The 12060-nt window shown below is 65.2% G+C and carries 11 protein-coding genes and 1 tRNA gene; 7 read left to right on the forward strand and 5 right to left on the reverse strand.

Annotation, left to right across the window (positions count from 1 at the left end; genetic code table 11):
* Positions 1–103: 103 nt before the first annotated feature.
* Positions 104–1003, reverse strand: coding sequence for a DMT family transporter (locus tag AC3D25_RS06555; protein ID WP_488887631.1), 900 nt, complete (start codon positions 1001–1003; stop codon positions 104–106).
* A 374-nt stretch (positions 1004–1377) separates the two neighbouring features.
* Between AC3D25_RS06555 and acs the strand changes: the two genes are divergently transcribed.
* The 4 genes from acs (at position 1378) to AC3D25_RS06575 (ending at position 5982) form a co-directional block, all read left to right on the forward strand.
* The gene (gene acs / locus AC3D25_RS06560; RefSeq protein ID WP_488887632.1) at positions 1378–3360 is read left to right on the forward strand and encodes an acetate--CoA ligase; all 1983 of its coding nucleotides are present in this window, start codon (positions 1378–1380) and stop codon (positions 3358–3360) included.
* 105 nt (positions 3361–3465) lie between these two features.
* Positions 3466–3795, forward strand: a complete 330-nt coding sequence (locus tag AC3D25_RS06565; RefSeq protein ID WP_488887633.1) for a DUF4212 domain-containing protein — start codon at positions 3466–3468, stop codon at positions 3793–3795.
* Entirely contained in the window at positions 3796–5844 is a 2049-nt protein-coding gene (locus AC3D25_RS06570) for a sodium:solute symporter family protein (protein ID WP_488887634.1), read from the forward strand.
* Positions 5845–5892: 48 nt separating this feature from the next.
* Positions 5893–5982 (forward strand) — tRNA-Ser (locus tag AC3D25_RS06575).
* Between the two features lie 33 nt (positions 5983–6015).
* Here AC3D25_RS06575 and AC3D25_RS06580 read toward each other — a convergent pair.
* A complete protein-coding gene (locus AC3D25_RS06580) occupies positions 6016–6894 on the reverse strand; it encodes a shikimate dehydrogenase family protein (protein WP_488887635.1) in 879 nt (292 codons plus the stop codon).
* Between the two features lie 129 nt (positions 6895–7023).
* Here AC3D25_RS06580 and AC3D25_RS06585 point away from each other — a divergent pair, with 129 nt between their 5' ends.
* On the forward strand, positions 7024–7896 hold the full coding sequence (locus AC3D25_RS06585; RefSeq protein WP_488887636.1) for a sugar phosphate isomerase/epimerase family protein: 873 nt from the start codon (positions 7024–7026) through the stop codon (positions 7894–7896).
* Positions 7897–7964: 68 nt separating this feature from the next.
* Positions 7965–8204 (forward strand): hypothetical protein, encoded by a 240-nt coding sequence (locus tag AC3D25_RS06590; protein WP_488887637.1) that lies wholly within the window; start codon positions 7965–7967, stop codon positions 8202–8204.
* Positions 8205–8210: 6 nt separating this feature from the next.
* On the opposite strand, the gene AC3D25_RS06595 is transcribed toward AC3D25_RS06590, so the two are convergent.
* Positions 8211–8882 (reverse strand): protein-L-isoaspartate(D-aspartate) O-methyltransferase, encoded by a 672-nt coding sequence (locus AC3D25_RS06595; RefSeq protein WP_488887638.1) that lies wholly within the window; start codon positions 8880–8882, stop codon positions 8211–8213.
* 100 nt (positions 8883–8982) lie between these two features.
* Between AC3D25_RS06595 and AC3D25_RS06600 the strand changes: the two genes are divergently transcribed.
* Positions 8983–9699 (forward strand): ribonuclease HI family protein, encoded by a 717-nt coding sequence (locus AC3D25_RS06600; RefSeq protein ID WP_488887639.1) that lies wholly within the window; start codon positions 8983–8985, stop codon positions 9697–9699.
* Here the strand turns inward: AC3D25_RS06600 and AC3D25_RS06605 are convergent.
* Together AC3D25_RS06605 and AC3D25_RS06610 are read right to left on the reverse strand one after the other, a co-directional pair.
* Complete coding sequence (locus tag AC3D25_RS06605; protein ID WP_488887640.1) at positions 9696–10460, reverse strand: SDR family oxidoreductase; 765 nt, start codon at positions 10458–10460, stop codon at positions 9696–9698. The genes AC3D25_RS06600 and AC3D25_RS06605 overlap by 4 nt on opposite strands.
* Before the next feature lie 112 nt (positions 10461–10572).
* The gene (locus AC3D25_RS06610) at positions 10573–11829 is read right to left on the reverse strand and encodes a pyridoxal-phosphate-dependent aminotransferase family protein (protein WP_488887641.1); all 1257 of its coding nucleotides are present in this window, start codon (positions 11827–11829) and stop codon (positions 10573–10575) included.
* Positions 11830–12060 lie beyond the last annotated feature (231 nt).

Below are 12060 nucleotides of genomic sequence, written 5' to 3' on the forward strand. Positions count from 1 at the left end.
ACGCGGGCGCATGGCTTTCCGGGTTCGAACGCATCGGAAATGTCTGAATTCTGCGAAGCGCGACATTGTAACTCGACGGCCGCGATGCTTCCGGAACGCGGCGTCAGGAGGCCATCGGCGGCACTGCGCGCGTGCGCAGGCTCGCGAGCGCGATTCCGGCGACCACGCAGACGAGCGCCACGCCGTGCGCAGCGGTCGGCCGTTCGCCGAGAAACACGATCCCGTACGCCGCCGCCGCGATCGGCAAGACCGCCGAGAACACGCCGGCGAGCGAACCGTCCACGTGGCGAATGCCTTTCATCCAGAGCCAGAACGAGAAAATGCTCGCCGATAACCCGTACCACAGCACGAGCACCCACGTTCCAGCGCCGACGCTCGCGTAATCGAAACTGACGAGCGCCGACGCGCCGAGCGGCAGCATTAGCAAGAGGCCGAAGCCGTGCGTGTACGCGCAGATATCGATGGCGGGCAGCGTCTGCGTGAGGCGGCGCGACAGGATCACGTAGAACGACTCGCAGCAGACCGCGCCGAGCACCATCAGATTGCCCGCGAACGGACTTTCCGACGCGCCGCTCGCGCCGTGCGCGTTCTGCGCCACGTTAATGACGACGACACCCGCGATGGCGAGCGCGATCGACGTGAGCGCACGGCCGTTCGGCCGTTCCTTGAGGAAGAGCCAGGAGAAGATCGCGACCACCGCGGGGATCGTGCTCGTGATGACGCCCGCCGCGACCGCGCTCGTGCGCTGCACGCCGTTGAGCATCAGCAGCGTGAAAAGGAAGGTGCCGAAGAACGCCTGCAGGAACAGGTTGACCCATTCGCCGCGCTTCACGCGCTTGATTTTCGCGGGCTTGAGAAGCGGCCACAGCACGGCCATCGCGATGACGAAGCGCAGCAGCGCGAACAGCGTGACGGGAACGAACGCGACGATCGACTTGCCAATGCCGACATTGCTTCCGACGAGCAGCATGGCTGCGATGAGATAGAGCGCGTAGCGATTCAAGCTGGAATCCGGACGGCGAGTTCAGTTAGCATGGAGCGAGATAAACGCCCGCATTCAGGGCTCGCATTGTATGAGGCGCGCCGGCTACGTGTATACCCCGGGCCATTTCGCGCGCCGCGAAGACGTTCACGTAAGAAGCGGGTAAGGCGCGGGGCTTATCTTGGAACCTCGCATCTCAATACCCGAACCTACGATCCGCATCGCGATGTTGCGACGCACAAAGGGCAGGAGACACGGCGTCGATGGGAAGCGGGACGGAACCCGCCGCATCCCGCGCCGTCAGAGCCTTAAACAATATGGCCGCGCGATATTCTGAAGCACGCATCCAGACGCGCGCCGGCAGATTTTCAGCTAGATCATCAAAGGGGTTGTCGATGTCCGCGATTGAATCCGTTCGCCAAGAACACCGCGTTTTCCCTCCGTCGGCCGAAGCGTCCGCCGGCGCCGCGATTTCCGGCATGGACGCGTATCGGGCGCTCACCGCCGAAGCCGAGCGCGACTACGAAGGCTTCTGGGCGCGTCTCGCCCGCGAAACGCTTACGTGGCACAAGCCGTTCACCAAGGTGCTCGACGAGAGCAATCCCCCGTTCTACAAGTGGTTCGAGGACGGCGAGCTGAACGTCTCGTATAACTGCATCGACCGTCATGTGGAAGCGGGCAAGGGCGCGCGCACGGCGATCATCTTCGAAGCGGACGACGGCGCGGTTACCAACGTGACCTATAGCGACCTGCTCGCGCGCGTCTGCCGCTTCGCCAACGCGCTCAAGACGCGCGGCGTGAAGAAGGGCGACCGTGTGGTGATCTACATGCCGATGTCGATCGAAGGCGTGGTCGCGATGCAGGCCTGCGCGCGGATCGGCGCGACGCATTCGGTGGTGTTCGGCGGGTTCTCGTCGAAGTCGCTCAACGAACGGCTCGTGGATGTCGGCGCGGTCGCGCTCATTACCTCCGACGAACAAATGCGCGGCGGCCGCGCGTTGCCGCTCAAGAGCATCGCCGACGAAGCGCTCGCGGCGGGCGGCTGCGAAGCGGTCAAGAGCGTGATCGTGTACCGGCGCACCGGCGGCAAGGTCGCGTGGAACGAAGCGCGCGACCTGTGGATGCACGATCTCGTCGCGAACGAAGCGGACACCTGCGAGCCGGAATGGGTCGGCGCCGAGCATCCGCTCTTTATCCTTTACACGTCGGGTTCGACGGGCAAGCCGAAGGGCGTGCAGCACAGCACCGGCGGCTATTTGCTGTGGGCCGCGCAGACCATGAAGTGGACCTTCGACGCGCGGCCGGACGACGTCTTCTGGTGCACCGCCGACATCGGCTGGATCACGGGTCACAGCTACATTGCCTACGGACCGACGGCGATCGGCGCGACTCAGGTCATGTTCGAGGGAGTACCGACCTATCCGCACGCGGGCCGCTTCTGGGACATGATCGCGCGCCATAAGGTCACGATTTTCTACACCGCGCCGACCGCGATCCGCTCGCTCATCAAGTCCGCCGAAGCCGACGCGAAGGTGCATCCGAAGAGCTTCGATCTGAGTTCGCTGCGCATCATCGGCACGGTCGGCGAGCCGATCAACCCGGAAGCGTGGATCTGGTATCAGGAGAACGTGGGCGGCAGCAAATGTCCGATCGTCGATACATGGTGGCAGACCGAAACCGGCGGTCACATGATCACGCCGCTGCCGGGCGCGACGCCGCTCGTGCCGGGTTCGTGCACGCTGCCGCTGCCGGGGATCATGGCGGCGGTCGTCGATGAAACCGGGCAGGACGTGCCGAACGGGCAGGGCGGGATTCTGGTCGTCAAGCGGCCGTGGCCGTCCGCGCTGCGCACTGTGTACGGCGACCCGGAGCGCTACAAGAAGAGCTATTTCCCCGAGGAACTGGGCGGCACGCTGTACCTCGCGGGCGACGGCGCGGTGCGCGACAAGGACACCGGCTACTTCACCATCATGGGCCGGATCGACGATGTGCTGAACGTGTCCGGTCACCGGCTCGGCACGATGGAGATCGAGTCGGCGCTGGTGGCGAACCCGCTGGTCGCGGAAGCGGCCGTGGTCGGGCGTCCCGACGACACGACCGGCGAAGCGGTGGTCGCGTTCGTCGTGCTGAAGCGCTCGCGTCCGGAAGGCGAGGAAGGCAAGCAGATCGCCAACGAACTGCGCGCGTGGGTCGCGAAGGAAATCGGTCCGATCGCGAAGCCGAAGGACATCCGTTTCGGCGATAACCTGCCGAAGACGCGTTCGGGCAAGATCATGCGGCGCTTGCTGCGCTCGCTCGCGAAGGGCGAGGAGATCACGCAGGACATCTCCACGCTGGAGAACCCGGCGATCCTCGATCAACTGGGCGAAGCGCGTTAATCCGGCGTCCGCTTGAACGAAGCAAAACGGCTCCCACGGGAGCCGTTTTGCTATGGCGCGGTCGATCCCGATTGCCGCCGTCATGCGGTTTTGGTAAACAGGCGCATGGCCGCGCCCCCTCCAACCGATCCCGCTCTCCCACCCACGCCCGAACCGCCGCCGGTCACGGCCGCGATGGCGCACGCGCATCGCGCGTACTGGCGCTTCAATGTCGCGCTGATCGCCGTGTTGATGGCGCTCGGTTTCGCGGTCTCGTTCGGCTTGCCGCTGATGGCGGCGCGGCTGGCGGGTCTCCGCTTCGCGGGCTTTCCGTTGCCGTTCTACTTCGGCGCGCAGGGCGCGATCATCGTGTATGTGGTGTTGATCGTCGTGTATATCGTGCTGATGCAGTTCGCCGATGCGCGGCTCTTGCGGGCGTCGAGGCGAGCCGGCTAGATGAAACTGACCAACCGGCTGATCCTCGCCTACGCGCTGTACACGCTCGGCTTTCTGCTGTTCATCTACGTGATGGCGCGCATCGAGCGCGTGACCGGTCCGGGCATGTGGATCGGCTATGTGTTCCTGTTCGTGCCGATTGCCGTGTACGCGGTGATCGGCCTGTTATCGCGGACGTCCGATCTCGTCGAATATTACGTCGCCGGGCGGCGCGTGCCGTCGGTCTTCAACGGCATGGCGACGGCCGCCGACTGGCTTTCGGCGGCGTCGTTTATCGGCCTCGCCGGGTCCATCTACGCGACCGGCTACGACGGCCTCGCGTACATGATGGGCTGGACGAGCGGCTACTGCCTCGTCGCGTTCCTGCTCGCGCCGTACGTGCGCAAGCTCGCGCGCTACACGATCCCCGACTTTCTCGGCACGCGCTACCGAAGCAATCTCGTGCGCGGACTGGCCGCGCTCGCCGCGATCCTCTGCTCGTTCGTGTATCTCGTGGCGCAAATCCAGGGCATCGGACTGATCGCCGCGCGCTTTATCGGCATCGACTTTTCGATCGGCATTTTCTGCGGGCTGGCGGGCATACTCGTGTGCTCGTTTCTCGGCGGCATGCGCGCCGTGACGTGGACGCAGGTCGCGCAATACATCATTCTCATCAGCGCGATGCTGATCCCCGTCTCGATGATCGGCCATCGCGAAGGACTCGGCTGGGTGCCGCAATTCAACTACGGGCGGCTGATGGAGCGCGTCGAAGCGCTAGAGCGCGAGGTCGCCGCATCGCCCGACGAAGCGCGCGTGCGCGACACGTTTCGCCGCCAGGCCGATGAGATGCAGCGCCAGCTCGACGATTTGCCGCAGTCGTACCGCCGCGAGCACGCGCGGCTCGTGCAGACGATCAGCGAGCTACGCCGGCATAACGGACCGCTGCGCGAGATCGGCGAGCGCGAGCACGAACTCGCGTCGTTCCCGAAAGATCCCGCCGATGCCCGCGCGAAATGGACGCGCGCGCGCGCCGCGTTGCTCGAACGCGTGGCCGCGCCGGTGCCAATGGCCGAGGCGTTCCCGGTGCCTTCCGATGCCAAAACGAATTCGCAAACATCGGCCGAGGACAGCGCCCGTGTCCATCAGCGCAATTTTCTTTCGCTGCTGTTGTGCCTGTCGCTCGGGACCGCGAGCCTTCCGCATATCCTGACGCGCTACAACACGACGACGTCGGTGGCATCGGCGCGGCGCTCGGTCGGCTGGACGCTTTTTTTCGTGGCCTTGTTTTACGTGTCCGTGCCGGTGCTCGCGGTGCTCATCAAGCACGAGATACTGACCGGGCTCGTGGGTCATCGCTTCGACGATCTGCCGCAATGGGTGATTCAGTGGCGCAAGGTCGAGCCGTATCTGATCCGGATCGCCGATATCAATGGCGACGGAATCGTGCGCTGGGCCGGCATCCAGATGCAGCCGGACATGGTCGTGCTCGCCGCGCCCGAGATAGCGGGGCTGCCTTACGTGATCTCCGGATTGATCGCGGCGGGCGCGCTTGCGGCGGCGCTCTCGACCGCCGACGGCCTCTTGCTCACGATAGCGAACGCGCTCTCGCACGACGTCTATTACTGCATGGTCGACAAGACCGCGAGCAGCCAGCGTCGCGTGACGATCTCGAAGATCCTGCTCTTGGGCGTCGCGTTGTTCGCGTCGTATGTGGCGTCGCTGAACACCGGCAACATTCTGTTTCTGGTCGGCGCGGCGTTTTCGCTGGCGGCGTCGAGTCTCTTTCCCGTGCTCGTGCTCGGCGTGTTCTGGAAGCGCACGACGAAGGCCGGCGCAGTGGCGGGCATGCTCACGGGGCTGGCGGTGTGCATCTACTACATCGTTTCGACCTACCCGTTCTTCACGCAGATGACAGGCGTGGCGGGCGCGCAGTGGTTCGGCATCGAGCCGATCAGCTCGGGCGTGTTCGGTGTGCCGGCGGGGTTCGCCGCGACAGTCGTCGTGAGCCTATTCGATACCCGGCCCGACGCGTATATGCGGGCGTTGGTGGACTACATTCGTCATCCCTGACGAGGGGCTGGCGCTCGCGCGGGAGTTTGCTATAATCCGCCTCTTGCCGGAGAGATGGATGAGCGGTTTAAGTCGCACGCCTGGAAAGCGTGTATAGGGTCAAACCTATCCGGGGTTCGAATCCCCGTCTCTCCGCCACACAGAATTGACAAGCCGTTGAACCCTTCAGGTTCAACGGCTTTTTGTTTTTCCGACCGTCGTTTCCTCAACAAAAAACGCCACGATCAACCCGCTCACCTGCTCGAACATCTGCGTGCCTGTCACCGTCGGACAACCACGCGCCCGCGCAGCTTCGATCATCGGCGTCAGCGGCGGCTTGGTTACTACGTCGCCGACAAACGCGCCTGCTCGAAGGCGCGTGACATCGACCGGCAAAGGGTCGCCCGCCTGCATGCCCGCCGGCGACGCATTCACCACGCCATCGAAGGTATCGAGGTCGTCGTCGTTGTCCGGCGCGCGGCGCACGGTCGCGCGCCGCAATCCGCCGAGCCGCGCGACGAGCGCGTCGGTGCGCGCGGTATCGTTGTCGCGGATATCGAGCGACGCCACGCCCGCCATGATGAGCGCATGGCCGATCGCCGATCCCGCGCCGCCCGCGCCCACCAGCAACACGCGCTTGCCCGTCAGTTCGCACCCCACGCCGAGCAGCGCGGCGACCATCGCGCGGCCGTCGAGCATCGCGCCGTGCCAGCTTCCGTCGGCGTTGCGGCGCAGCGTATTGGCCGCGCCGAGAAACGCGGCTTCGTCGGTGAGCGTCGCGCAAAAAGCGACCGCGCTGAACTTGTGCGGCACGGTGGCGATCACGCCGTCGACATTGCGCATCGAACTCACGCACGCGAAAAACGCGGGCAAATCGGCCGGCAAGATGTGCGCGGGTACGACGATCGCATCGCGCCCGGCGGCGCGCAGTTCCGCGGTGACACCAGCGGGCGACTTCACCTGTGCCACCGGATGCCCGACGATGAAATACACGCGCGTGGCACCGCTCAAACCTTCATCGAGCGAGCGGGGAAACGACTCCGACAAAGACGACACCTGACTTGCGTTCATGCTGCGCTGACTCCTTTTCGATCATTCCGGCCACGCGACGCGCTGCTTCTCTCATCGCGGATTTCGGAATACTATTCCACTAACGAAGTAAATTCCATATTCGATGAAGTATCGCTGCGAGGAGACGACATGCCACACCATTCGGCCAGGGAAATTTCGCTCTCGGCGTTGACCGTGCTCGAACTCAGCCCGCCACAGATGGTCGTTTGTGCGGCCGAGGCGGGCTACGATTGCGTCGGCTTGCGGCTGTTGCCCGCGACCGATCACGAGGTCCGGCACGAGATCGTCGGCGATACACCGCTCCGCCGCGAGACGCTCGCGTGTCTGAAGGACACGGGCATCCGCGTGCTCGACGTCGAAATTCTACGACTGAAGCCGGAAACCGATGTCGCGGCGTATCTGCCGGTCCTTGCGACCGCCGCCGAGTTCGGCGCGCGCTTCGTGCTCGTGGCCGGCAACGATCCCGACGAAGCGCGTCTTGCCGAGCGTCTCGCGCAACTTTGCGATCTCGCCGCGCCTTTCGGTCTGTCGCCGTCGATCGAACCGATGCCCTGGACCGACGTGCGCGACATCGGGCAGGGCGCGCGCGTGGTAGCGGCCGTCGCGGCCACGGGGCGGCGTAACACGGGCTTGATCGTCGATCCGCTCCATTTCGACCGCGCGGGCTCGTCGGTCGATGAATTGCGCGCGTTGCCGCGTGAGTATTTCGGCTACCTGCAGTTTTGCGACGCGCCGGCCGAACGCCCGGCCGATCTCGAGACGCTGCTCTTTCAGGCGCGCTGCGAACGCTTGATTCCGGGCGAGGGCGGTCTCGATCTGTCCGGAATTCTTCGCGCGCTGCCGGACGGCTTGCCGCTGAGCATCGAAGCGCCGATGCAAAACTGGTCGAAGACGACGCCCGCTGTCGTGCGCGCGCGGCGGCTGCGCGAGGCGACGCTCGCGGTTATCGAACAGGCCGGAACAGGGCGGAACGGGCCGGACAGCAATGATCCAACGATTTAGAGCGTTTCGCCTAAAAAGCTTTTCTGAATTTGTCTCAAGTTCGTCCATACCTTGCCGAAAACGCGAGTATGGAAAACAAACACACTCCCCACGACTTCGACCCGCACTATCAGCACGCGCGGGCGCTGAGCTTGAGCGTCGGCGCTATCCGGAAGGCGCAAGGCAAGAAGAATCCGACCGATTTCACGGTGGGAACGATCGAATGGCACGCCGCCGTCGAGGATTTCGCCGAGGACGTGCTTCGCGCGCTGATGGCCGAGCCGGACCTGCTTGACGTGCAATCGATGCTGGGCGATCCGACGGACTGATCGCATTCAGGGATCGCCCGGACCGGCGCGCCAGCCGTCTTCGCCGATCAGCGGCACGAACAGCACGTCGCCGAGCGTTTCCGTCCGATAACCGGTCTGCGGCGGCATGAGCCGCACCATCTTCACGAGCCGCTGATAGTGCCGGCGCTCGCCGACCGGCATCACGAGCCGCCCGCGCGCCGCGAGTTGGGCGAGCCACGCCGACGGCACCGCGGGGCCGCCCGCCGCGGCGATGATCGCATCGAACGGCGCGCGCGCCGAAAAACCGAGCGTGCCGTCGCCGTGATGCACTTCCACATTCGCAATGCCGAGCGCCGCCAGCATCGCGCGGGCGCCATCGGCCAACGCGACGCGCCGCTCGATCGAATCGACATGCGCCGCGAGCCGCGCCAGCACCGCCGCCGCGTAACCCGAACCCGTTCCAACCTCCAGCACACGGTCAATCGCCGTGACTTCGGCCGCCTCGATCATCCGCGCGACCATGTAAGGCTGCGAGATCGTCTGATTTTCGCCGATGGGCAGCGGCGTATCGTCGTAGGCAAATTTACGCAGATCCGGCGCGACGAACGCCTCGCGCGGCACGCGTCGCATCGCGTCGAGCACGCGCCGGTCGAGGATGCCACGCGCGACGAGCTGGGATTCGACCATGCGCTCGCGGGCGTGCTGGAAGTCGAACATCGGTGTGGGTCTTAAGAAAAGCGCAGAGCGTGCTTAAACCATAGCCGATGCATGTATCGACTGCCAGTAGACCGTTTTGGCTAATCCAGTACGTTCGTTTATGCTGCTGTCCATTGATTCCCACACGTCGCGCATGATCGATTTCGACGAGCTTTGCTCAATTGCCTATAAGAAGGAACGCGCGCAGAGCCGCCGGCTTGCGCGCGATGCGGCGCTCTCGCCGCACGACGCGCTGGTCCGGATTCTCGAAAAATCCGCTGGCGAAAAGCCGCTCGATCAACTGGTTATCGCGCGGCGCGCCGCTCAGCATATGGCTCAGACGAGCGCTCAACAGGCCCGCGAAGCCCGCGCGGCGCGGCAGAACGCCGTGCGCGCGGCGCGGGCGGCTACACCCGGAAGCTGGAATGCCGGGCGTTGCGTGGATACGTGGACGGCGTGGTTCGACGGCTCGGCTTTGCCGAATCCGGGGCGGCTCGGGATCGGCGGGTTGCTGGCCGGGCCGCAGGGCGAAACGGTGGAAATCAGCGCGCCGGCCGGACACGGCGACAGCAGCAACGCGGAATATCTCGCGCTGATCGCCGTGCTGGAGGCAGCGCTCGCTGTGCGGCCCGCGAAACTGCTGGTGTACGGCGACAGCCGCGTGGTGATCGACGATGTATTGCGCCGCAATGGCCCGGGCGCCGCTGCGCTTGAGCATCACGCCGAACGGGCGCGGGCGTTGATCGATACGCTCGGGACGGTGGAGTTGAGCTGGATTCCGCGCTTGAAAAACGCGCGCGCGGATGCGCTGTCGCGGCAGGCCGTGCGCGCCGCCTAAGCGAGATCGCGGACGTCGGCGACGGGCGTCTCCCCGAATGCGTCGCTCAGCGCGTAGTCGATCACTTTTCGCGCCGATTCAGCCGGCGTCGCGAGTTGGCCTTCGCGCTTGAGCGCGTCGAATTTTTCACGCAGCGGGAAATGCGCCAGATCGGTCGCGCGGATTTCGGCCTGCATCCCGGTATCGACCACGCCCGGCGCGACGCTGCACACGCGAAGCGTGCGGTCGCCATCGAGCGCGACGGCGCGCGCGTGGTGATCGAGCGCGGCTTTGGTTGCGCAATAAATGCTCCAGCCGGGATACGCTTGGCGCGCCGCGCCGCTTGAAATATGGACAATCCGGCGCTCGCGCGCGGGCGTCGCGGCGAGCGCGGCGGCGAGCATCAGCGGCGTCGCGACGTTCAGGCTCACCGCGCGGGCAATCGCGCCCGGCGTCTGGCTCGCGATCGGGCCGACCGGTTGCAGCACGCCCGTGTTGTTGATAAGCAGGAGCGTGTCGGCGTTAGCGGCGAAGCGGCGGAGCGTCTCGCCCGCGAGCCACGCTTCCAGGCTTGCCGGGTCCGCGAGATCCAGTTCGGCTTCTTCGAGCAGATCGCCGGAACCCGCGCCGAAACGCGCGGCGAGCGCCGCGTTGCGGGTGCGCGAAAGCGCGAGCACGCGGACGCCGAGCGACAGCAAATGTTCGGCGAGCGCCTCACCGAGACCGCGCGAGTGGCCGGTGACGATCGCGCGGATCGACGGGATGGAAGGGGAGTCGGTCATGTGAAGTATCGGCAGGGAACGGTGGTTCGAAATTTTACGTTTCGAGCGCTCGCGCGTGTTGAACCGGGCGAGCGCGTTCGGATATACAAGCGGCCCGAACTGCCCGAACCAATCAACCCGCCGAAAACGACCGTTCCAGCGCAGCCACACCGCCCGGCAGATCCACCGCCACGCCAAGATCGAGCATCGTCCGCCCGAGCGCATGCACCGTGCGGAACAGGTGATGTTCGCGGCATTGCTCGCCCATCTGGCCGATCCGCACGATCGGCGCGCCGAACGACCCGGCAATCTCCACATGATGATGCCGCGAGATATGCGCCGTGACCGCCGCGCCGGCGACGCCCTCCGGCAAGCGAATGCCGACCACGGAATTCAGACGGCTTTCCGGCGCGACGTACAGTTCGAGCGACAACGCCTCGATGCCCGCCTGCAACGCCCGCGAGCATTTGAGATGGCGCGCGAACCGCCGCTCCAGCGTTTCCGCGCACACGAGCCGCAGCGCTTCGTGCAGCGCGAGCACGCCGGACACGGGCGCAGTGTAGTGATACGACGCGTTGTGCCAGAAGTTTTCGGCGAGCGACGCGTCGAGACACCAATGAACCGGCGGCGTCGGACGCGTCCGGATGCGTTGCCACGCGGGTTCGGAAAACGCCAGCAGCGACACGCCCGGGATCGACGAAAGTCCTTTCTGGCCGCCGGTAATCACGGCGTCGATGCCCCATTCGTCCATTGGCAGCGGCATCGTCGAGAGCGTGCAGACCGCATCGACGATAACCAGCGCGCCCGCCGCGCGCGCCAGCGCCGTGATGCCGTCGAGGTTGCGGTTCCATACCGTGTTCGACGTCTCGCCATGCACGATGGTCACGATCTCCGGACGGAACCGCTCGAACGCTTCGCCGACCTGCGCGGTTTCTGCGGCCCGGCCGTCCTCGATATGCAGCATTTCCACGTCCGCGCCCACGCGCCGCGCCATTTCCGCCATCCGCTCGCTGAAAAAGCCATTGCAGATGCACAGCACGCGCGTGCCTTTCCACGCCAGATTCGTGACGGCCATTTCCATCGCCGCCGAGCCCGGCCCGGCCACGCCCATCACCCATTTCGATTCGGTCTGGAAGACGTAGCGCGCCATCGCCTTCACTTGCCCGATGACGGTCGCCATCGTCGAGCCGAGATGGTTGATGACCACGCCGTTCGCCTTCGCGACGGCGTCGGGAATCGGCACGGGACCGGCGCCCATCATCAGGAGCGGCTCTTCGGGCAGGATCGATGAAAGCGGCACGACGCTCGGGCAGGCAACGCGGCTGGACGCTGCGGGATGAGTAGCGGAATGAGCAGCGGGATGAGCGAGCGAAACGGAGTCTATTTTCATGGGGAATGGCCGGTAACGCTGTTTGACGGACGGAGATAATTGCAGAACTGCGCTAAACGAATCCCCTGATTATTCCGCCAAATGCGCCGGGCGGGGAATGCACACTCTCGCGATAATCCTGAAAAATTGTCCGGTCGAAGGAATATAGGTCGCGCTGCATCGGTACGACAAAACGCCGCTGACGCATCCGCGCAACGCGCAACGCGCCGCGCCATCGGAGCGTTACGCAAA

Source organism: Caballeronia sp. SL1002 (assembly GCF_057814995.1).